Below are 21,078 nucleotides of genomic sequence, written 5' to 3'. Positions count from 1 at the left end.
TATATAGGGTCTTTAATAACGACAGGACCTATATAGGGCCCATCGAAACCAATCTAAACCGATCGTAAAGGATAGCCCATGACGACAACGCGTAAAAGGATCAATGAAAAGGCCGCGTCTTCAAAAGTACGTAAAATCACCGAAATGCCTGTTTGCGGTACTAAGGAACGTGAAGCCACGGCGCTGGCCTTGGCTCATCTGACGGAGAAGGGCATAAAGCCGCGCATGACCTTAAAAGAGTTTGCAGAGTTCTACGGTATGGATCTGCGCCAGGTACAAAGCGATGCCGAGCGCAGGTATCTGCCACTGGTGCCACGAACGATGCCAGGGCGCAGGGAGTTGCTACAGGTAAACATGGTGGCGTATTACGCTCGCATGTATTTAGACAGCTTTAATCATCTTGATAAAGCTTCGGCTTTTTAGGTTTGAATATGAGCGCATTAATTCAGCTAAGTAAGCACAGCTTTGTATATCGTGGATTCACTATTCATAAATGCCCGCGTAATTCTATTACCATGAAAACCGCATATAGCGTTTTAAATAACGGTAATTATTTTGGGCGCGATTTTGCATTATCGGAAGCTATGAAAACTGTTGATACTATTCGTGACGGGGAACCACACCAATGAGCGGAGAGCAAAGCCCATCACTTGCCAGCCTGTTAAAGCACGGCTGTCAGGTCACGCACTACCGCAATACACGCGGCTGGATTGAATGCCCGGACGGGCGTTTCTTTAAACCGGAACCAAATAAGGTGCGCTTTATTAAAGGTGCGAGTAAGCCTTTTGTTTATACGAAGAAGATAAACAAAGGCTTATTTAGTGCCTTAGCAAGGTTATTTAGAAAGCTGCTTTAGTAATTAAGTAATAGATAAAACTTTTTCTACCTGTCGTCACTTTATTAAGTGATGGCGCATTCACTCACCCAAAAAAGGGGTTAATTATGTTTGGCATGTTCAAGAAAAAAACCGCTGCTGTAAAAGTTGAATTAAAGAAAGTTGAAAACCGCGATCTGATGGAGGCCATTGTTGGCGGCTGTCTGCTGGTTGCTGCTGCTGATGGTGCAATTGAAAAAGAGGAAACCGCAAAGCTCGATCAGTTGCTGCGCTCCAATCCCCGCCTGAGCCATTACGGCAATGAAATCACCGCGCTGATCACCCGCTTCATTGAACAGCTTGAAGCAGGTTTCCGTGTTGGTCGCATGAATATCCTGCGTGAAATCGAAGATATCAAAAACGACCAAAAGGAGGCTGAGGAAGTCTTCGTCAACATGCTGACCATTGCCGAATCTGACGGCGAGATCGAGCCGGAAGAGCAGAAGGTACTGGAAGAGGTTGGGCGTCGTCTGGGCCTGCGCGTTGAGGATTACATCTGATGAGTCAGGTGCTGAGCATGTTGCGGCCTGCGCTGGTTCTGCTGCTGGCTTTCATGGTGGTAGCGGTGGACTACACCAGCTATCTGCTCTCAGCGGTTGGCGATCTGTTCTTCGTGGGGCGCTCGTTGTTCTGGTATGGCCTGCGATTAAGCCAGCCAAAGAGCAGCAGGGCGACGAGTAAGAAAGGCACCGGGAAACCGGTGCTTATCCGGGGCGTTACTTTCGAGTGGCGCGCCTGATAAGCGGCAGTGATGGGGGATAGGGTAATGAGTATCGGACAAGAGAAATCAGTATCCGGGCGGCAGATGTTCCTTGAACAGTGCGCGCGTTTGCAGTCGAGCATTTCAGTTTCCCGCACAAATGACACGGCCAGCCGTTTCAACCGTCTGGGCGAGACTCAGAAAAAGGCGATTATCCTGCTGGCAAACGAAGCCGCGCGGCGGTTTCAGGGTCTGCCGTTGCTGACTCATGCCCATATCTCAATGACTTTTGAGCAGTTTAACGATCAGGATAAAGCCAGCTTGATGCTGGGCATTAAGCGTCTTGCCGAGCTAGCCGCAGCGCTGCCGTGGGAGTTTCTCGATCATGCTGCGCCGCGCCTTGAAATGCAGGCGTTACGCGAATCACCACCACCCGCGCCGGATGGCGCAGTCAATTAACCACTGAATGATTAACCAGTAGTCAGGCGCATCACCGCGCCGGGCTTCCTGCACCCAGGAGAAAGCAAGATGATTCGATCTCTACTCAAATGGCCCGGTGGCAAAAGCCGCGTGATGCCTGAATTACTGCCGCATTTACCAAAGACTGATTGCCTCGTTGAGCCTTTTGTTGGTGGCGCTTCCGTGTTCCTCAATACCGATTATCGCCGCTATATCCTTGCGGATATCAATCCAGACCTGATCCGCCTTTATCGTGAAGTTAAAAGCAATCCTGAGCTGGTGATCGATCTTGCCCGCCCGCTCTTTGCGCCCGGTAATTCCAAAGAGGAATACTTACAGAACCGCCGCATTTTTAACGGTACAAAAGGCTTGCTTGATGTGGCCCGCGCGGCTCTGTTTCTGTACCTCAACCGCCACGGTTACAACGGCGTGGTGCGTTACAACCAGAGCGGCGGTTATAACGTGCCGTTTGGTCAGCATAAAACCGCGCCTTACTTCCCGGAGGCGGAGATCCGCCAGTTCGCTGAGAAGGCTAACGACACCAACTCTATTTTCCTGTGCAGCTCGTTTCAAAACACCATCAAGGTGATGGTTGGAACGGATGAAGCCATCTACTGCGATCCGCCGTATCTGCCTGTCAGCGATACCGCTAATTTCACCCAATACCACACCCAACCATTTACCGAGGAGCACCACCGCCAGTTAGCGACTGAGTTGCTGGAAGTGAACCGCAAATATGGCGCGCCGGTTGTCATTTCCAACAGCGACACCGAAACCACCCGCGAGATCTACCACCGCTTCCGGCTGCATGAAATCAACGTTCAGCGCTCTGTAAGCACTGACGCCAGCAACCGCCAGAGGGCCAAAGAAGTGATCGGCACTCTGGACATAGTTTAAGTATGACCGCCGGAACAAAAGGGCGTGGCGTCCCTACGCCGCCACCTCCGTATCCGGGTAGCGCACCAGACGCCACCCGGTACGATTACGAATGGCAGAAGCCAAAAGCTGCCATTTTTGTTGATAAGACTCCCGTTGTTGATCTAGTCGAGCTGCGTCAAGAACAGGAGTTTTTGGCGTGGGTAAAAGCTACCCTTGCGCCGCTACCTCGCTTTATTCGCCTGCGTCTGGCTTCCCGCATCGACAGCATTCACACCATGAAGGGCAGACACATCGCCCGTCTGGCGCTGCGCGATATCATCCGCAGGGATCTGCCGCCTATCAATATGGTGAATGAGCAATACGCTATTGCGATGACCGATGAGGCTAAATCTCAGGCTGATACAGCATTCAAAGGGTTAAACCCGCTTTACCACACGTTTAACACTTTGCATGGATTGGTTGAGCGCTTTAACCACCTGCCGGACTTCACGCCGGAAGATGTTGAGCTACTGGCGCAGGATATCGCTATCTATATGCGGGCTGTGTTGAGTGAAGTTCACGAAACAGTAGAGACGCAGAGTGATCGGAAATATGCCGGATACCTTTACACCGAAGCGGCTATCCTCGCGCGGCTTTTCTTCCTGACGCCTCCGAGCTGGGCAAAGTATTGCCGGGGAGCGCTCTTTATTGATGAGGCAACTACTGGCATTAGCAAGATGCTGGATGATCGCTATTGGCACCGTAACTTGAAAAAGTACGCCGCGCGTTGGCGTGAGCACCTGCACATTGCCTTTGGTGATGTAAAGCGAGGCGCTGCGCCGTATTGCAGTAAACACCACGTTGATGAGTGGGATGCAAGGCGCAAGCGCAGCCGCGTGATCATGGCCCGTCTTGAGCTGGAAGACCAGGACACCAAAGAGCGTATTTCGCTTATTGAGCAGATCGATAAGAGCATATCTAACCCGGCATTGCGCCGCGTTGAACTTATGACCCGTATCGGCGGCTTTGAGAAAGTTGCCACCGAAAGCGGCTACACGGGCCAGTTTTTTACTCTGACTGCGCCATCCAAATACCACGCATATACCGTATTCGGTCATCGTAATGCCAAATGGAATGGTGCCAGCCCAAGAGCCACGCAGCGTTATCTTAATCGGGTATGGCAACAGATCCGCGCTGAGCTGGCCCGCCGTGAAATTCCGGTTTTTGGCCTGCGGGTGGCTGAGTCTCACCACGATGGTACGCCGCACTGGCACGGCCTGCTGTTCTCCCTGCCGGAGCATTCCGCCGAGCTGCTGGAAGTGATGGAAGACTATGCCACCCGCGAGGATGCGGAAGAGTTACAAGGCAAGCACGGCAACCAGCCGCGTTTTGATATGAAGCCGATCGATCAGGAAATCGGCAGCGCCACTGGCTACGTGGTGAAGTACATCAGTAAGAATATTGACGGCTACGCGCTCGACGGTGAAACAGACGACGAGAGCGGCAGGCCGCTGAAAGAAACATCAAAACACGCTACCGCCTGGGCATCGTGCTGGGGCATCCGTCAATTTCAGTTTTTGGGCGGCGCGCCGGTATCTGTCTGGCGCGAGCTGCGCCGGTTCCGCAATCAGGAACAGGCCGACAAGATAAACCCGCTATTTGCTGAGCTGCACCGTGCTGCGGATGCTGGCGATTGGCAGCAATACACCCAATTGCAGGGCGGGGCGTTGGTTGCCCGCCGTGATCTACCGTTGCGCATTTGGTACCAGCAGAAAGACGAGCCAAATGATTACGGCGAGTATCTGGATCTTATCAAAGGTCTGATGATGCCAGCCGTTCACATCCCGCCAATTGAAACCCGCCTGCATACCTACCGCATTGTGCGTAAGAAACCGGAAGTTGTAGACGACTCCGGGCAGGCCGTTGACTTTGATTTTGACCTTCGGGGCGCGTCCGCGCCCTCTAGGACTCGTGTCAATAACTGTACTGAGGTCAAAAAAAGAACAAATTCACCGCCCGGATCACCGTCATTAATGACAGTGCCAGCTGAGCGGGAAGGGCCGGAACAGTTTGAGATCGGTCAGTTGACTCAGGAACAGCGAAAACAGGTACGTGAAAGCCTTCATAACCACAAACCGCAGCGGCAGAAATCGCCTGCTGATGAGTTTGAGGAGCTGGCGCACAGCATTACCAGCGGCGACTGTTCCGAATATGATACCCAGCGGGCAGAAAGTTACCTCAAAGCCGCCCACGCGATCAGGCAGCAAGAGCAGGTGTTATCACCGGCAATTGCTGGTCTGGCTGGGCTGGTTCAGTCATGGGCGCAGGTCAAGAAAGTACAGATCAGTAAACCGCAGGCCATTCAACTGGCGCGCGGTAATGAAGTGACGGTACTCGATTCCGTGTATCGCGCGCATCCGGTTACGGGTGAGTTGATTATCGCCGGCACCGATCAACCTTGGCGTAAAGCACTTGCGCTTTACAAGACCGAGACACTAATCAGTCGTTGGCGGAAGTTGACAGGGGGATGTTGATAGGAATATTGCGGCTGTAGATATGAAAGAAGTTAGAAAGGATAAATGAAATGCCCCGTTTCCGGGGCATATTTATTACTCGAGAGTAAGTTGCTCAGGACTACATCTATACAGTGTAGCTAGCCGTTCAATGTTGTCTTTGCGAGGACGCTCTGACTTCTCGAACTCCGACACTGTTGATTGCTTTATGCCTAATGCATCAGCGACTTGTTTTTGCGTCAAGCCTCTGTAGATGCGCCATGCAGCTTGCATGGTGCAACCTTTCTCAGCAAGTATGTTGATAACATCGTTTGGGTATCGAACGTTATCAGATGTGCCGGTTTCGTTTTGAACAGGCTCGTATAACTCTGCGATATCGCTATCTTGAGTTAATCTTTCGAACAGTTCAATCGGCACTACCGCAGAGATTCTTTGACCTCTACTGTCAGTGATAAATTGAATGTTAGCCATCACTTTAATCCTAGATTATGTCACTGATATAACAAACATTTATCTCAATCTTGTATATGGTATTCGATTACTGTTTAAGTGATTTGTTGACATTAAATTCTCCATTAGTTGTTGAATGATTTTATTTACCATTTGAGTCTAAGTGGGGCGGGGAAGCCCCCCGCCTCGCCTTAGTATGTAGTGGACGTTCGGCGCAAAATGCGCTGAATCTCAATTACTACCGTTTCCTCATTTACAAATTCAAACAGGACACGATAGTTTTTAACCCTCAACCGATACTTCCCATTCTGATCCGTGAGCTTTTTTACATCCAGCCCAGTTAAGTCCGGGTAAGACTTCATTGAGTTTATTTTCTCGCTGATAGCCTTCTTGTCGTTTGAGGGGAGAGAGCGTAAGTCCTTAGCGGCCTTACCGGTCCATTGGATAATTGTCATAATGACAAGCCTCAAAGGTAAATTGTTAAAGAACACGCCCCTCACGGGACTGTTGATAATATAGGGTGCAAGCCCTATATTGTCAACGCTTCCCTATATCAAACCCTATATTTTATGAGAGGATTGCCCTATCTCCATGATTTATATATGAAAACAGAGTAAGATCTTAATCTTAAGGTGTTGCACCTTGGGAGTGAGCCTATAAAGGTCTATATTTTTAACTTCACCATCTGCATGGGAGTAAATTCCACTATGGCAATTGAAGGCTTACTCACGATAGAGGCAAGAAAAATTAGGCCCGAAGCAAGAGTACGTTTTGAAAGAAATGGTCCAATATTGACTATGTTTTGGGATTGGGAGTACAGGGGGCAGAATTTGAATTACAGTCGATCTGAACTGGTGCAGGATTATGCTAATGATCCTGAGTTGGTAGGGGCCGTAATTGATTTTTGTGCGATCCAGATGGGAATTTTAGAACGGGGAATTGACGATGCAACGCCACGTTGAAAAAGCCGCCTGTCAGACGGCTTTTCAGTGGTGCTTGTTACCTGTTTTTCTTCAGTGGCTTTTTCTTCCACCGTTTAACCAGCCATTCAAATTCTTGATATGTTGTAGTTGATTTGATGTGTTCTCGGATAGCTTTTATCAAGGGTTCGGCAATATCGTATGTTTCGATCACGGTGGTAAAGGATGTGCGCTTGATCATCTGCTCATCATAAATACCTTCACGGATGCTAACGGCAACCCTTTCGTAAAAATTCAGGATGTACTGAAACTTGCGGCGCTCTATCATTTCTTCTTCTGTGATCGCTTTGCCTTCACAAGGGAATACGTAAGCGCGGAAAGATTTTCCTGAGCGATGCACCTGCTTGAGGATATGTAGAGATTCAATGTATTGCTTGTCCTGACGGCTCTCAAACAAAAAAATAGCTGTCTGCGTTTTCTTTGCCGTGCGGACGTTATAGATAATCGTACCAATGGCGACAATCACACCAAGAAGGACAATAGCGTTGCTGATAATTTGCAAGGTTGTGGCGTCTAAGGTCATGATTTTTCATCCATAAAAAAGGCGGGGTTAAAGTCCCCGCCTCGTAGAGGTTAGATTCAGCTTAGAAGCCGTCGAACTCATCAAATAATCTTTTCATATTAACCCCCTTTAAATATTTGTCAGGTTCACTTTTCGTGAAAATCACGTATTAGTGAAGTCATGGGTAGAAAATTACCCTAAAGGTAATCTTTAGTCAAATAGATGGGGTCTGATTCGTTGCGCAAAAGTGCGCACTTTCGCACAATTTTTTTGATGATACATTTTCCATACAAGCCCAGACGCGGCGCGGCCTGCTGTGGTCTGCAAGTTTGCACAAAAAGAAGGGGGTTTTGTGTGCGGGCGAGGCGGGGGAACCATCGCGCGCTGAGGGGGTAAGGAGGGTATACCTGTTAATGCCCTTTTTCGCGTCTGTGCGGCTCTGTTTTGATGCGGTTGCGTGGTGGCCGGTGAGGGGGTGAAAAAGAAAAGCCCCTGACAGCGTGGCGCTGAGGGGCTTATATGGCGTTTAGCTTTCGGGGTGGCTGTGCTCACCCTCTGACAGGGTGATACGTCAATCTTTTTGAATGGTCAGGCGGCTGTTGATGGGGTTGCCAGGGCGTAAGGGTTGAAGCGGATCACCTCAATGCCCAGCCAGTCATTCAGCTCTTTCAGGCTTTCCTGTATCGGCGTCAGCTCGTTGATGGAGAAGACGCGGGCGGCTTTCTCAACGTCGCCAAACCCCCCGGCGTTGCCTGGCATCACCCCCATCAGTTGAGGCGGGACGCGGTGCGCGGCAAGCATATCATCCCGCGTTGCGTCCTTGATGCCGGTAAACTCGTCCTTAGCCGCTATCTGGCTGAATGGCAGGATTTGCAAGCCGTCTTTCTTCCCGCCAGCTGCGTATACGAACAGGTTTTTAAAAGCTCCACCGCCGCGCGCATCTTTCAATGACTTTTTCAGGCTCTCAACGTCTTTATTGTTGGCGATCGGGTCGGTCAGATAGACGATTACCCCGGCGTGACTGCCGTTAATGTAGTAGTTGCGGCGGAACATGGTCGCTTCACTGTTGAGCATGGCGCTCTGTAGCGAGGCCATGTATTCAGGTGCGCCGTAGATCTCCTGGTGGATGCTGGGGTTTTTTATTTGGCAGATGCTGCCTGGCTTGAATGGGTAGTCCGCATCGCGGCGGGTGATAAACCAGTATTGATCCTTTTTCAAGTCGCTGCCGCGCCGGGTATATTTGGCTTGGGCATGTTTCAGCGCAATAGGCTCGCCCAGCACGTTACGGCGTACCTCCATGTAGTTGTTGCCAAATACCAGATAATCCAGCACCCACGCGCTCATTTCCTGCCTGCTCAGCATCGGGTGAGGGATGTAGCAGGATGTGATCACATTACGCTTAAAGACCAGCGGAGACTGATGATAGGCCGTTGAATCAAACATTCGGGCGATGCCGTAGGGACTGATCGGTGGTTCAAAATATACGCCGTTATCTGCGCACTCCATACAATCCAACAACATACTGCGATCGGTGACGGCTATCGGGTCGCCAAAACTGAATGATTCAACCGCACTGGCCTCCATCGTGGCAGATTGCAGCGGCTCTTTGGCCTGAAACTTTTGCTTTTTGCGGCTCACGTTTAAAACTCCTCTACAAAACTGTCACTACCGCCGCCGCTTTCGCTGCCGATCGGCTCGTTATACAAAGCTGTCATTGATGCCCAGGCTAGATCGCCGTGGTTGCTGCCGCGTTTGCGGTCGGAAACGTAGGTCATAACCCCGCCTTTCTGCACCTTGCGAACAGTCATAAATGACTGGACGAGATCCAGCATTCCCGCATCCACCTCCAGCCGACCGGCACGGATAAGCATGAGCGCTTTCAGCACCATGGCCCGCTTGAGTGGGGCGGAATATTGGTACTTCACCGCCAGCGGGAAGAACTTAATTACGAGTTGCCAGACGGCATCACCAATACCAGTGGCATCGATCGCGATGTGCTGGACGTTGTAACGCTCCGTCAGTGACTGAATGGCCTTTGCCTGCTCCTCAAACTCCATCCCACGAAGCTGGACGCGCTCAATGATGCGGAACTTACCGCCCGGCACCGCTGGCGGAACTATCACGACCAGCCCGGCAGAGTCACCGTTACCGCTTCCCCCGTTGGGGTCATAGCCAACCCATACCCCGCGATCGCCTATCGGTCTGGGGGCGAACGGGTTCCAGTCGGGCCAAACATCATCGTTAAAGCCATCAACGCAGCAGCCGATCATGGCGTTGTAGTTAAAGGCGCGCTCGCCTACGGTGACGAAGCGGCAGCGGTAGAGGTTGTCGTAATCCTCCGGGGAGTTTTCCGCCTTAATGGTTTCCAGCTTCACCAGGTTGAAGCCGAGTTTTACCGCGTCTTCGATGGTGACAATTTGCCGCCAGATCCCATCCCCGCCCAGCTTGCCGTTTTTCAGTGCCTTGTGGCTGACGTCTATTTCAACCCGTTCAGCTCTGGGCCTCGCCTTGTTGAAAAGGTCGCCAGTCCAGAAGCTATAGGCTTCATGTTCTTCACTGGATGGCGTGGAAAAGTAGGTACGGCGCAGCCCTTCGTGGGTTGCCATGCCTGCCGCAACTTTGCGCAGGTTGAGGAAGTTATTAATCCAGAATGCTTCATCAAGATACAGATCGCCGGTGTAGCTCTGCGCTGTTGCTGCCGATGTACCGAGAAAATAAAACGTTGCGCCGTTGCTCAGGGTGATGGCGTCGCCGCCTTTAAGCTCAACGCCAACCTGCGCCGCCAGTAGCTGGATGAACTTCTTGAACTGGAACGCCTGGGCGCGGCTGGCTGACAGAAAGATCTGATTGTTGCCGGTTTCCAGCGCCCGTAACAGTGCTTCGCGGGCAAAGTACCAAGTGGCACCGATTTGCCTGCTCTTAAGGATGAAACGGTTGCGGCGTTCGCGCTGCTTGTACCAGCGTTTTTGATGCTCGTAGAGCGAATCCAGCACCAGAGCGCGCAGATCCCCGATCTGCTCTTCCGTAAAGTGGTTTTTTCGGCTTCTTCTCGCGGCCTTTCTCTTCGCTGCGGCGCTCTTCGCGCTCCATCCGCACCAGTTGCCGGGTTAACAGGTCAATGGTCTTGAAGTCATGCGCCGTCAGGTCTGGCTTTTCCGTCAGGCGTAACAGCCGCACCTGCATCCGATCCTGTACACGCTCCAGCGCGGTGGACTCGTCCCACTTATCGCGGCGGCGCCATGAATACAGGGTGTTGGTACTCACGCCGATCGATTTGGCGATCTGCGTGATGCTGTATGCCTGCCAGTACATGACCTTAGCGGCAATCCGTGGCTCATCGTGGGAAGTCTGTTTCATGGTGGCAGAGTACCGCGCCCGCGCGCGTGTCGCTTCGGGTTGTCATTGTCGGAAAACGGCAACAACGGCAACGCTTTGCGCGTTTAGGCTGCGGCGGGAATGATAGGGGCACTGGTTAATATCACTCACTCATTCGGGATTTCGACATGCCAAAGTCAAAACCATTTCGCGTTGCTGTCGAGGGTGCCACCTGCGACGGTCGGACGCTGGAGCGTCAGCACATTGTGCAGATGGCTCAACGTTATAACCCAATCGTATACGGTGCCCGCGTCAATCTGGAGCACCTCCGGGGCTATTCGCCCAACAGTGATTTCCGTGCTTATGGCGATGTTATTACCGCCAGCTATCAAGAGATCGCTGAGGGAGAGTTAAAGGGCAAGCTGGGCCTGTATGTGCAGGTTGATGCCACTGATGATCTGGTTGCCATGAAAAAGAACCGCCAGAAGATTTATCACAGCATCGAAGTACATCCCTCTTTTGCAGATACCGGCGAAGCCTACTTGATGGGGCTGGCCTGCACCGATAGCCCTGCCAGCCTGGGCACGGAAATGATGGAGTTTTGCTCTAAAAACACCGTTAACCCACTGGCATCACGTAAGCATGATCCGGCTTGTTTCTTCACCGCCGCCGTTGAATCCACGATGGAATTTGAAGATGAACAGCCGCCGCAGGATGAAGGCAAAAACTTCTTTGCCCGTGTTAAGGCGCTGTTGGGCGGTACGCAGCAGCAGTTTAGCCAGCAGAACGGTGAAAACCGTGAGGCTATCGAGGCCATTGCCGAGAGCCAGGGCAAGCTGCTGGACAGCACTACCCAGCTTTCTGCTGCGGTGAAGGGCAAGGCTGACGCCACCGAGCTGGAAAGCCTGCGTAAGGACTTCAAAGCGCTGGAAGAGAAACTGAAAGGCCAGGACGCCGAGCAGTACAACCAGCGCCCGCCTGCAACTGGCGGCGATGGTCAATCAACTCAACATCTGGCTGATTGCTGATAAGGCTCAGTGCGTCAGGCTCAGGAAAGGAAAAAAAGATGCGTAATACAACCCGCGATTTGTTTGATAAGTACATTCAGCGACAGGCTGAGCTGAACCATATCAGTGCTGCTCACATCACCAAAGCGTACAGCATTGATCCGAGCGTTGAGCAAACGCTTGAGGATAAGATCCAGCAGTCGTCTGAGATGCTGAAAAAAATTAACATTTACGGCGTTAACGATCAGACCGGTGAAAAAATCGGTTTGGGCGTTAGCGGCCCGGTTTCCAGTACCAACAATTCCACCACGGATCGCCGTCAGCCTACCTCTGTGGCGGCGCTGGATTCGAATAAGTACACCTGTAACAAGGTGAACGCCGATACCTTTACGCCGTACACGCAGCTTGATGCCTGGGCAAAGTTCCCGGACTTTCAGCAGCGCCTCAGCAATCAGATCATCAAGCGTATTGCGCTCGATCGCATCATGATCGGCTTCAACGGTACCAGCTATGCGGAGAAGTCAGACCGCGGCGCTAACCCGCTGTTACAGGATTGTGGCATCGGTTGGCTCCAGCAGTACCGTGCTAACGCAGCTCAGCGCGTGATGAAAAATGTCACCGTGACCAGCCGTGACGATACCAACCAGGTGATCGCGAAAGGTGATTACGGTAACTACGACTCCATCGTATTTGATGCGGTCAACTCGCTTATGGATGAGTGGTACAAGGACTCGCCCGATCTGGTGGTCATCACCGGGCGTAATCTGACGGTTAACCGTTCTTTCCCAATCATCAACGCCGTCAGTACCAATAACCCGAACTCCGAAGCGCTCGCCGGGCAGCTGATTGCCTCGCGTAAAACGATCGGCAATCTGCCGTCATTCATCGCGCCATTCTTCCCTGATGGCAGCATGTTCATTACCTCCTGGGAAAACCTGTCCATCTACTGGCAGGAAGGCGGGCACCGTCGCCGCATCGTTGAGGAGCCGGAATATAACCGTGTCTCAACGTACAGCTCTTCGAATGATGCCTACGTCATTGAAGACTACGGCTATGGCTGTCTGATCGAAGGCATCACGGCAGCCGAACCTGCGACAGCAGAACCGGAAGCATAAGACGCCGCAGGCCAGCACCTTGCTGGCCTGCTCAGGGGGCATAAATGTTAACACCAGCACAAAAACACTTTGATCGCGTGATGGCTGAGCGCCGCAGTAATCGCGGGACAACCACCGCCGAAAGAACTGCCTATGAGCAAATACTTTTTCGCCTGCGCATGGATAAAGCCGACCTCAGCCGCGTCCAGTCAAACGCCGCTAAGGCGAAGCTGAAAAGCGAGCGCCTACCGGATTACCAGCCGTGGATTGATGGCGTACTGGCAGCCGATACGGGCCAGGCGGATGAGGTGATCACCACCGTAATGATCTGGGCGGCGGATGCCGGTGATATTGCGCAGGCGTTGCGGATAGGGCAGTACGTGCTGCGCCATAAAATCCCGATGCCTGACCAGTACAAGCGCACCACTGCCACGGTACTGGTTGAAGAGATTTGCGATCCCATCCTTGCCGCTTTCAAAGCAAACCCGGCAAAGGCGAGCGTGGGCATTGACAACCTCAACGCGCTGAACGGCATCACCACCCATGAAGATATGCCCGATCAGGTAAGGGCCAAGCTGTTTAAGGTCATGGGGTACACCGTGCGCCTTAATCAGGATGTTGAATCCCAGCAGCTTGCCCGCTCGCATTTGCAGGAAGCTATCAGGCTCAACGCAAAAATTGGCGTGGCGCGTGATATCGAACTGCTGGATCGCAATATCAAAAAGCTGACCGCAGCCAGCGGCGGAGAAGGCGAGGGCGATGCGCCACCGGTAAAGCCGGAAGCGCAGCAAGAGGCCGCGAAAGCTGCGCCGGAGAAAGCGCCGCGCACTACCGCAGCCAAAAAGCCGAAAAACAGCCAGGCAAAACCGGCAGCAAAGAACAAGACGACGCGCAAAGTCGCGAAGTCATAACGAATGTGCCCCCGCGCACCAGGCGGCACGGTGTGACGCAATAAGGCCCGGCCTCTACTGCGTCACGCCGTCCACCGCCTGCCTTATGGAGATACCTGTATGAGCCTGGTCGCCACTGAACCGGTAAGGCCGCCATCAGATCCCGCGCCTGACGATGGCGGCGCAAAAGTTGAGAGCCTGCCTTTCTGGCCTGTGATCGTGCTGGCTGACCTGCGCCGCGCGATGCGCCTTGACGGGCAGGTAACAACCGATCGTCTTATGTCCCGCACCATTGAGGCCGTGGCCCACGTTAACGATCAGCTTCTTCTGTGGCGTCAGGTTCAGGTTGATGCTGGTTATCAGACTCTGGCGGAGATCCCCGCCGATCCGGTGAATGGCGAATCGGTGAAGGTCTGGCGCTATAAAAATGCCGTCTGGTCACTAACCAAAGCCCTGTTGATAGAGGGGTATCGCGATATTGATACCACCAGTAAAGGGGAAGACCACGCGCAGGCGCTCAGCACCCAGATAGATACGCTCTGGCGTGATGTTCGCTGGTCGATTCGCGATATCCAGAATGAAGATCGCGGCCTTGCGGAGCTGTGCTAATGAACGTGCAGGCGCAGCAGGATGACACCGTTGATGAACTTTGCTGGCGGTATTACGGCAGGACGGCGGGAGTAACCGAAGCCGTGCATGAAGCCAATCCGGGACTGTGCGACAGCGGCCCGCTGCTGAGTGCCGGGCAGGCTGTTTATCTTCCCGAATTACCACCACCCACCCAGCGGGAAACCGTGCAGCTATGGGATTGAGAGGTTGCCATGAGCGACGTACCTACGGGGATGCTGGAACAAACAATGAAATGGATTGCTACCTATCTGCCGACGCTTTATGCGGCAGGCGCTGCGCTGAGCATATCGGCGCTTATGAGTCTGTATGACGGTCAGTCAATGCTGAAAACCGCCACCGGTTCACTGGTCTGCGGGATCGTTACGCTGGCGGTTGCCGGTTCGCTGGAGTATCTGGGCTTGCCGTCGAATGCCGTTACCTTCGTGGGCGCATCCATTGGTTTTATGGGTGCTGACAAGGTACGCAACAAAGTGACCGGTTTTATTGAAACCCGTATTGGAGGGGCGAAAGGAAATGAGTGAATTTAAATTCAGTCAAAGAAGTGAAAATAACCTGAAAGGTGTTAACGCTGACCTTATGAAAGTCGTCCGCCGTGCCCTTCAACTTTCTGCCGTTGATTTTGGTATCACCGAAGGGCTGCGCACTGTAGAGCGACAAAAGCAGCTTGTTGCTGAGGGCAAAAGTCAGACGATGAACAGCAGGCATATTTCAGGCCATGCGGTTGATGTGTTTGCTTATCCCACTCCGGCAGGCTCATGGGACTGGAAATATTATCAGCAGATTTCCGAAGCCTTCAAACAGGCGGGCAAGGAGCTGAATATTCCCGTTGAGTGGGGTGGCGACTGGAAAACGCTAAAAGATGGCCCTCACTTCCAGCTTCCTTATGCGGCGTACCCTGCATGATTCTGAACTGGCTCAGGCGGCACTGGCGCGGCCTTCTGGTTGCTTTAGTTCTGGGTGGCACGTTCCTTTCTGGTTCGTGGTTCGGCACCCACCAGACTAATACAGCCTGGGCACTGAAATGGAAACAGCGGGATGCCGACGATGCTACCGCGCTGGCAAAGCGGCAGGCAGAAGCCAGAGCCGAAGAGCAGCGCCGACAAGGTGAAATAGATGAGATTGAGAAAAGGGCCGAGGGGCAGATTGCTCAGGCCGCTGCTGATGCTGACCATGCCCGCGCTGTTTCTGACGGGCTGCATGACGAAGCCGCAAAACTCGCCGCCAGACTGGCAGCAAGTGAGCGCGCCCGCCGTGCCGCAACTGCCAGCGAAGGCCCGGCAGGCACCACCGGCAGCGAACTGCTTGCCGAGCTGTTCCGCCGCGCTGACAAGCGAGCGGGAGAACTGGCGGCAATTGCTGATCAGGCAAGGATCCGAGGGCTGACCTGTGAAGCGGCTTATGATGCGCTGGCAGGAGCCAAAGCGGTGGAGAAATAGCGATGTTAAAACCCGATCTGCTGCGCAAGCACATCAGCCACGCGGTGCCGTGGTTGCGTGACAACCCTGATAATCTGGCGGTGTTCGTCCAGAAGGGACGCATGGTGAGCACAGGGCAGCGCTCCGCTTCGTTTGAATATGAGTACACCATTGAGGTGCTGGCGATGGATTACCCTGAGCCGTTGGATTCCCTCAGCCTGCCAATTCTGGCATGGGCGCGCCTGTATCAGCCTGAACTACTATTCAACCCTGACCGCGCCCGCGATGGAATTACCTTTGAAGCGGATATCCTGAGCAATTCCACCATGGATATACTCATCAAAATTCAGGCGAGTGAGGCGGTTGTTGTAAAAGTTGAAGAGGGTAAGCCGGTCATACATCACCGCGCTGATCCTATGCCGGGGCCGGAGCTTGGTGCCTGGTCACTGGTCTTTGAAGATACGGTAAGCGGCGAAACGTGGACGGACTAAATGAATGCTGATCCTCTGTTCCATGAACTGGATACCTACCTTGCTCAAGTAGCAAAAAGCCTGACACCAGTAGAACGGCGCATACTCTCTCGTGATGTTGCTATCGGGCTACGTAAACGCCAACAGCAACGTATCAACAACCAGAAGAATACCAGCGGCGAAAGCTACACCCCACGCCGAAAAAAGAGCAGGCGATCCCAAGGGGGGATAAAGTTTCTTTGGCACAACGAGCTTAGAGAGCTGGCTAACTGGAACACAACCGGGCGGGGTGAGCATCGTTCTATCACTGGTTACGATGTTGATAAAGGGAGTTTGCGCACTTTTTTTAAGCGGGATATTCAGCGCTACATTGAAATCAATGTCAGCCAGGTGAGGCGCACTTCAACCAGCAAAGAAAAGATGTTCCGCCGTCTGCGTACCGCTCGCTTTCTCAAGGCATACGGTACCGCCAGCGCCGCCGTGGTGGGTTACTCCGGGCATACCGCCGAGATTGCCAGCGTTCACCAGTATGGTGAGGTTGATAACGTGGCACCCGGTGCCCGTACCCGTTACCCGGCGCGTGAACTGCTGGGCTTTACGGAAAGCGATCTTGACTGGCTGGCGGATACAATCGTCAGTTTTCTGCAACCCTGAACCCTTCCTGCAGCACTGTTAAAAATGACGGTGCTCGATGTTTATTCCCGCCACTGTCATAGCTGGCAGTGTCTGCCGGTGCCACCATCCATTGTTACCAATCCCTGACAATGCCAGCGCGTTGCTTACGCGCGCGTGGATCATGAAACTGGCTATAAATTTAATAACGCAAGCCAGCTTATGAACCTGAATGAACTCAACCGCCTGCTCTGTAATGTTGTCCGCGTCGGTACCGTGACCGAAGTCGATCATGATCGCTACGTTGCCCGCGTGAAAAGCGGTGGTAATGATGGCGATTGGATCCGCTGGGCAACCTTGAGGGCGGGAACTGCGGTTACATGGTGGGCACCAACGCCGGGAGAGCAGGTATTGCTTTTGTCTCCAGGCGGAGACTTTGACAATGCGATCATCTGGGGGAGCCTGTACAGCGACAACGTGAAGCCACCGGATAGCGGCGCGGCGTCAGATGTAATCCTGTTCCCTGACGGCGCGAAAATATCCTATGACCCGGAATCCGGTGCGCTAGTTGTTACGGGTGTGAAGAGCGCAACCGTTGAGGCTGCTGACTCCATCGCGGCAACCGCCCCACAAATTACCTGCACTGCAACAACCTCAATCACCTTTGATACGCCGGAAGTGATCTGCACTAAGCAGCTTTCATGTAAGACGTTTTCAGCAACAGAAGGCGGCGAGCTTAACGGGGCTTTCACCGGAACCATGTCGATCAATGGGGTTAAGCCTTATGAGCATGACCACGGCGGGATTGAGTCCGGCAATAGCTGGTCTAAGGGCATCAAATGACCAGCGCAAGATATAGCGGGATGAACGCCGAAACCGGCGAAGCGCTCACCGATAACGAGCATATTTCTCAATCCATCAACGACATTTTGTTAACGCCGGTTGGCTCTCGCGTTATGCGCCGTGCCTACGGCTCGCAGCTCAATAACCTGATTGACCAGCCAGGCAACGCCGTAACGCGCCTTCGCATTATGTCCGCGATATACAGTGCGCTTTTCCTCTGGGAGCCGCGTATCTCACTTACTAATATTGTGCTGACGGAAATCGGGGCAGGGCAGATGATTGCCACCATCAAAGCTAGCCGTACCGACACACAATCACCCTTTACCACGGACGTAACGATCGGCAGGCAGGTGCAGGCATGAGCGGAACTATTGACCTTTCACAATTACCGCCTCCGGTAGTGGTGGAGCCGCTGGACTTTGAAACGCTATTCAGTGAGCGTAAAGAGGCATTCATCGCGCTTTACCCCGAAGATGAGCAGGACGTTATCAGGCGCACCCTCTCGCTGGAGTCTGAGCCGATCACCATGCTGCTGGAAGAAAACTGTTACCGCGAACTGTTGCTACGTCAGCGCGTGAACGAAGCGGCGCGAGCGGTAATGGTGGCGTACTCCGTGGGCAGCGATCTTGATCAGCTGGCAGCAAACTTCAACGTGAAGCGTCTGACTATCACGCCGGAAGATGACAGCGTTGTACCGCCCGTTCCTGCTGTGATGGAATCGGATGCCGATCTGCGCGTCCGTACTCCACAAGCGTTTGAGGGGCTGAGCGTCGCCGGGCCAACGGCGGCATATGAATTTTTCGGCCTGTCTGCTGATGGGCGCGTTGCTGATGTGTCTGCCGTCAGCCCAACGCCTGCCTGCGTCACTGTCTCCGTGCTTTCCCGCGAGGGTGACGGCACCGCCAACCAAGAGCTGATCGATATTGTTGCCAGCGCGCTGAATGGCGAAGATGTGCGGCCGGTTGCCGATCGTGTGACCGTACAGGCGGCGAAGATCGTGCCTTATGAGATTGTTGCCACGCTGTATATCTATCCTGGGCCGGAGTCTGAACCCATCCGGCAGGCATCGGAGCGGAAGTTACAGGCGTACATTGCCGATCAGCGCCGCTTGGGGCGTGATATTCGGCTGTCCGCCATCTATGCCGCATTGCACGTCGAAGGGGTGCAGAGGGTTGAGCTGGCGCAGCCGTTGACGGATATGGTGCTTGATGATACTCAGGCGTCCCACTGCACCGGCTACACCATTACGGTTGGTGGATATGATGAGTAAAACCCTTACGCCGCCCAGCTCAACGCGCCTTGAGCGTGTTGCCGCCCGTGTCTGCGCCTCTCTGGCGGAAGTGCGGGTACCACTGCGTCAGCTCTGGGATCCGTATACCTGCCCGGTTGACTTGCTGCCCTATCTTGCGTGGGCTTTTTCAGTGGATTCGTGGGATGAAACCTGGCCTGCAAAAACCAAGCGCAACGTTATTGCATCCGCGTACTACATCCACAGCCACAAAGGAACTATTGGTGCCATCAGGCGTGTAGTTGAGCCGCTGGGCTATCTGTTAAACATTACAGAATGGTGGCAAACCAACGAAGAGGCGGGCACATTTCGCGTAGATATCGGCGTACTTGAAAGCGGTATTACAGAAGAAATGTATCAGGAAATGGAACGCCTTATTGCTGATGCGAAGGCTGTAAGCCGCCACATGATCGGTTTGAATATTATCCAAGATATTCCCGGTTATTTATATGTGGGTGGCCTCAGTTATGACGGCGACATTATGACCGTTTACCCGGAGTTAAAAGGACTATGAGCACAAAATATTTAACCCTGATTACCACTCTTGGCGCAGCGCGGTTTGCTGCCGCTACTGCGGGCGGTACAAAAATTAATATTACCAAAATGGCGGTAGGGGATGGAGGTGGAACGCTGCCCACGCCAGATGTAAACCAGAACGGGCTGATTAACGAGACGTACCGCGCGGCCCTTAATAAAATCTCTGTTGATGAAAAAAATAATAATTACGTGGTTGCCGAACTGGTCATTCCGCCAGAGGTCGGTGGGTTCTGGATGCGTGAGTTGGGTCTATATGACGATACCGGCGTTATGGTCGCCGTGGGGAACATGGCTGAGAGTTATAAGCCTTTGCTGGAAGAGGGATCGGGACGTGCACAGACATTGCGGATGGTGATTATCATTAGTGCGATCGATTCGGTTGAGCTGACTATAGACACCACCACGGTGATGGCAACGCAGGAGTACGTCGACGAGAAAATCGCCGAGCACGAGCAGTCCCGCAGGCACCCCGACGCCACGCTCAATGAGAAGGGATTTGCGCAGCTCAGCAGCGCCACCGACAGCAGCAGCGAGGCGCTGGCGGCTACGCCAAAAGCGGTTAAGGCTGCCTATGACCTGGCTAACGGAAAATACACCGCGCAGGATTCAACGACCGCGCGCAAGGGCATTGTCCAGCTCAGCAGCGCCACGGACAGCACCAGTGAGACGCTGGCCGCCACGCCCAAAGCGGTGAAAACGGCGTATGACCTGGCTAACGGAAAATACATCGCGCAGGATGCAACGACCGGGCGCAAGGGAATTGTCCAACTCAGCAGCTCCACGGACAGCGCCAGTGAGACTTTGGCCGCCACGCCAAAAGCCGTCAAGGCGGCGAATGATAATGCCAATGGCCGCGTACCCGCAGGGCGGAAGATTAACGGGAAAGCGCTCAGCGCAGATGTGAATCTAAGTGCCGCCGATGTTGCAGCGCTGGCGCTTGCTGGCGGCACCATGACAGGGCAGATATCGGTTGCAGATACAGGGCGTGGATCGTGGGTAAATCAGAACACCGCAGGTGCGCCGATTTTCCAGAACATCAATACCACCGCCACCTCAGAATACTGGCCTTTATTTAAGCAGCATTATGCCCAGGCCAATTCAACCTGGTCGGGAGGAACGCTGGTAAATGAGGGCGGCTTCTACATCCACTATTTAAACAGTGCCGGAGGCACGACGAACTTTAACTTTAAAAAAGACGGGCAGTTTATCCCGGGCAGTTACGCAAATTTCGACGCGAAATATCAGGCTAAGGGTAACTACACTCCGACCGGCACCGCCTATACCAAAGCGGAATCCGACGGACGTTATCAGCCAAAGGGTAACTACACTCCGACCGGTACCGCCTATACCAAAGCTGAATCTGACGGGCGTTATCAGGCAAAAGGAAGCTATACCCCCGCAGGTGAAGCTTATACAAAAGCCCAGAGCGACGCGCGATATGTGAGTACGGCGCAGCGGGGAAGCCAGGCAATTGTCAATGCAGGACACACAACGTTAACAAACTGGGAAGCGCCGACAGGCTGCTATATGACTGGAATTAACCTGCGTGCCGACCTGGGCGACGCCCGGACAATGGGTTTTTATTACCGCTCACTCATGATTAAGACGGTCAGCGGCGGCTGGGTTCAGATAGGAAACTAA

28 protein-coding genes and 1 pseudogene are annotated in these 21,078 nt (G+C 53.2%); 24 read left to right on the top strand and 5 right to left on the bottom strand.

Translation table 11 applies throughout. The features are described 5' to 3' along the window. The first annotated feature begins 78 nt into the window (after nt 1-78). From ACSPHG_RS13750 to ACSPHG_RS13715, 8 genes are all read left to right on the top strand, one after another. Nucleotides 79-423: a hypothetical protein gene (locus ACSPHG_RS13750; RefSeq protein WP_435954086.1), complete on the top strand. Its 345-nt coding sequence runs from the start codon at nt 79-81 to the stop codon at nt 421-423. 8 nt (nt 424-431) lie between these two features. Then, nucleotides 432-629, top strand: coding sequence for a DUF4761 family protein (locus tag ACSPHG_RS13745; RefSeq protein ID WP_435954085.1), 198 nt, complete (start codon nt 432-434; stop codon nt 627-629). Further along, nucleotides 626-856, top strand: coding sequence for a phage filamentation protein Fil family protein (locus ACSPHG_RS13740; RefSeq protein ID WP_435954084.1), 231 nt, complete (start codon nt 626-628; stop codon nt 854-856). The genes ACSPHG_RS13745 and ACSPHG_RS13740 overlap by 4 nt, the downstream gene beginning before the upstream one ends. Nucleotides 857-942: 86 nt before the next feature. After that, nucleotides 943-1,374: a tellurite resistance TerB family protein gene (locus ACSPHG_RS13735; RefSeq protein WP_435954083.1), complete on the top strand. Its 432-nt coding sequence runs from the start codon at nt 943-945 to the stop codon at nt 1,372-1,374. Further along, nucleotides 1,374-1,613, top strand: coding sequence for a DUF3927 family protein (locus tag ACSPHG_RS13730; RefSeq protein WP_435954082.1), 240 nt, complete (start codon nt 1,374-1,376; stop codon nt 1,611-1,613). Before ACSPHG_RS13735 ends, ACSPHG_RS13730 begins: the two co-directional genes overlap by 1 nt. Before the next feature lie 27 nt (nt 1,614-1,640). Then, nucleotides 1,641-2,033 (top strand): hypothetical protein, encoded by a 393-nt coding sequence (locus ACSPHG_RS13725; protein WP_435954081.1) that lies wholly within the window; start codon nt 1,641-1,643, stop codon nt 2,031-2,033. Between the two features lie 69 nt (nt 2,034-2,102). Beyond that, a complete protein-coding gene (locus tag ACSPHG_RS13720) occupies nt 2,103-2,930 on the top strand; it encodes a DNA adenine methylase (protein ID WP_435954080.1) in 828 nt (275 codons plus the stop codon). A 2-nt stretch (nt 2,931-2,932) separates the two neighbouring features. After that, nucleotides 2,933-5,425 (top strand): replication endonuclease, encoded by a 2,493-nt coding sequence (locus ACSPHG_RS13715; protein ID WP_435954079.1) that lies wholly within the window; start codon nt 2,933-2,935, stop codon nt 5,423-5,425. 75 nt (nt 5,426-5,500) lie between these two features. On the opposite strand, the gene ACSPHG_RS13710 is transcribed toward ACSPHG_RS13715, so the two are convergent. Together ACSPHG_RS13710 and ACSPHG_RS13705 are read right to left on the bottom strand one after the other, a co-directional pair. Continuing rightward, on the bottom strand, nt 5,501-5,875 hold the full coding sequence (locus tag ACSPHG_RS13710; protein WP_435954078.1) for a helix-turn-helix domain-containing protein: 375 nt from the start codon (nt 5,873-5,875) through the stop codon (nt 5,501-5,503). 170 nt (nt 5,876-6,045) lie between these two features. Further along, entirely contained in the window at nt 6,046-6,309 is a 264-nt protein-coding gene (locus tag ACSPHG_RS13705) for a type II toxin-antitoxin system RelE family toxin (protein WP_435954077.1), read from the bottom strand. A 252-nt stretch (nt 6,310-6,561) separates the two neighbouring features. On the opposite strand from ACSPHG_RS13705, the gene ACSPHG_RS13700 reads away from it, so the two are divergent. Then, nucleotides 6,562-6,816: a hypothetical protein gene (locus ACSPHG_RS13700; RefSeq protein WP_435954076.1), complete on the top strand. Its 255-nt coding sequence runs from the start codon at nt 6,562-6,564 to the stop codon at nt 6,814-6,816. A gap of 37 nt (nt 6,817-6,853) precedes the next feature. Here the strand turns inward: ACSPHG_RS13700 and ACSPHG_RS13695 are convergent, their stop codons facing one another. The 3 genes and pseudogenes from ACSPHG_RS13695 to ACSPHG_RS13685 all read right to left on the bottom strand — a co-directional run bounded on the left by ACSPHG_RS13695 (nt 6,854) and on the right by ACSPHG_RS13685 (nt 10,693). Continuing rightward, nucleotides 6,854-7,357 carry a DUF4760 domain-containing protein gene (locus ACSPHG_RS13695; RefSeq protein ID WP_435954075.1) on the bottom strand — a complete coding sequence of 168 codons (504 nt, stop codon included), beginning with the start codon at nt 7,355-7,357 and terminating at the stop codon, nt 6,854-6,856. Nucleotides 7,358-7,924: 567 nt separating this feature from the next. Then, complete coding sequence (locus ACSPHG_RS13690) at nt 7,925-8,974, bottom strand: phage portal protein (RefSeq protein WP_435954074.1); 1,050 nt, start codon at nt 8,972-8,974, stop codon at nt 7,925-7,927. A 2-nt stretch (nt 8,975-8,976) separates the two neighbouring features. Then, a pseudogene (locus tag ACSPHG_RS13685) lies at nt 8,977-10,693 on the bottom strand (terminase large subunit domain-containing protein). Nucleotides 10,694-10,839: 146 nt separating this feature from the next. On the opposite strand from ACSPHG_RS13685, the gene ACSPHG_RS13680 reads away from it, so the two are divergent. The 15 genes from ACSPHG_RS13680 (at nt 10,840) to ACSPHG_RS13610 (ending at nt 21,078) form a co-directional block, all read left to right on the top strand. Beyond that, entirely contained in the window at nt 10,840-11,679 is an 840-nt protein-coding gene (locus ACSPHG_RS13680; RefSeq protein WP_435954073.1) for a GPO family capsid scaffolding protein, read from the top strand. A gap of 38 nt (nt 11,680-11,717) precedes the next feature. After that, nucleotides 11,718-12,773, top strand: coding sequence for a phage major capsid protein, P2 family (locus ACSPHG_RS13675; RefSeq protein WP_435954072.1), 1,056 nt, complete (start codon nt 11,718-11,720; stop codon nt 12,771-12,773). A 44-nt stretch (nt 12,774-12,817) separates the two neighbouring features. Continuing rightward, nucleotides 12,818-13,663 (top strand): phage terminase small subunit, encoded by an 846-nt coding sequence (gpM, locus tag ACSPHG_RS13670; protein WP_435954071.1) that lies wholly within the window; start codon nt 12,818-12,820, stop codon nt 13,661-13,663. A gap of 99 nt (nt 13,664-13,762) precedes the next feature. After that, nucleotides 13,763-14,251, top strand: a complete 489-nt coding sequence (locus ACSPHG_RS13665) for a head completion/stabilization protein (RefSeq protein WP_435954070.1) — start codon at nt 13,763-13,765, stop codon at nt 14,249-14,251. After that, nucleotides 14,251-14,454, top strand: a complete 204-nt coding sequence (locus tag ACSPHG_RS13660) for a tail protein X (RefSeq protein ID WP_435956017.1) — start codon at nt 14,251-14,253, stop codon at nt 14,452-14,454. Before ACSPHG_RS13665 ends, ACSPHG_RS13660 begins: the two co-directional genes overlap by 1 nt. 9 nt (nt 14,455-14,463) lie before the next feature. Next, nucleotides 14,464-14,793, top strand: coding sequence for a phage holin, lambda family (locus tag ACSPHG_RS13655; protein ID WP_001514729.1), 330 nt, complete (start codon nt 14,464-14,466; stop codon nt 14,791-14,793). Continuing rightward, nucleotides 14,786-15,175 carry a M15 family metallopeptidase gene (locus ACSPHG_RS13650; protein ID WP_435954069.1) on the top strand — a complete coding sequence of 130 codons (390 nt, stop codon included), beginning with the start codon at nt 14,786-14,788 and terminating at the stop codon, nt 15,173-15,175. The genes ACSPHG_RS13655 and ACSPHG_RS13650 overlap by 8 nt, the downstream gene beginning before the upstream one ends. Then, the gene (locus tag ACSPHG_RS13645; RefSeq protein ID WP_435954068.1) at nt 15,172-15,708 is read left to right on the top strand and encodes a DUF2514 family protein; all 537 of its coding nucleotides are present in this window, start codon (nt 15,172-15,174) and stop codon (nt 15,706-15,708) included. Before ACSPHG_RS13650 ends, ACSPHG_RS13645 begins: the two co-directional genes overlap by 4 nt. A 2-nt stretch (nt 15,709-15,710) precedes the next feature. Next, nucleotides 15,711-16,178 (top strand): phage tail protein, encoded by a 468-nt coding sequence (locus ACSPHG_RS13640; protein ID WP_435954067.1) that lies wholly within the window; start codon nt 15,711-15,713, stop codon nt 16,176-16,178. After that, complete coding sequence (locus tag ACSPHG_RS13635; RefSeq protein ID WP_435954066.1) at nt 16,179-16,811, top strand: phage virion morphogenesis protein; 633 nt, start codon at nt 16,179-16,181, stop codon at nt 16,809-16,811. A 180-nt stretch (nt 16,812-16,991) separates the two neighbouring features. Then, complete coding sequence (locus tag ACSPHG_RS13630) at nt 16,992-17,612, top strand: phage baseplate assembly protein V (RefSeq protein WP_435954065.1); 621 nt, start codon at nt 16,992-16,994, stop codon at nt 17,610-17,612. Next, nucleotides 17,609-17,974, top strand: a complete 366-nt coding sequence (locus ACSPHG_RS13625) for a GPW/gp25 family protein (RefSeq protein ID WP_435954064.1) — start codon at nt 17,609-17,611, stop codon at nt 17,972-17,974. The genes ACSPHG_RS13630 and ACSPHG_RS13625 overlap by 4 nt, the downstream gene beginning before the upstream one ends. Beyond that, nucleotides 17,971-18,882: a baseplate assembly protein gene (locus ACSPHG_RS13620; RefSeq protein ID WP_435954063.1), complete on the top strand. Its 912-nt coding sequence runs from the start codon at nt 17,971-17,973 to the stop codon at nt 18,880-18,882. The genes ACSPHG_RS13625 and ACSPHG_RS13620 overlap by 4 nt, the downstream gene beginning before the upstream one ends. Next, complete coding sequence (locus tag ACSPHG_RS13615; RefSeq protein WP_435954062.1) at nt 18,872-19,414, top strand: phage tail protein I; 543 nt, start codon at nt 18,872-18,874, stop codon at nt 19,412-19,414. The genes ACSPHG_RS13620 and ACSPHG_RS13615 overlap by 11 nt, the downstream gene beginning before the upstream one ends. After that, nucleotides 19,411-21,078 carry a phage tail-collar fiber domain-containing protein gene (locus tag ACSPHG_RS13610; RefSeq protein ID WP_435954060.1) on the top strand — a complete coding sequence of 556 codons (1,668 nt, stop codon included), beginning with the start codon at nt 19,411-19,413 and terminating at the stop codon, nt 21,076-21,078. Before ACSPHG_RS13615 ends, ACSPHG_RS13610 begins: the two co-directional genes overlap by 4 nt.

This window comes from Dryocola baronae, from assembly GCF_051297175.1.
GTDB lineage: Bacteria > Pseudomonadota > Gammaproteobacteria > Enterobacterales > Enterobacteriaceae > Dryocola.
This window is presented reverse-complemented; position numbering and strand designations above follow the sequence as displayed.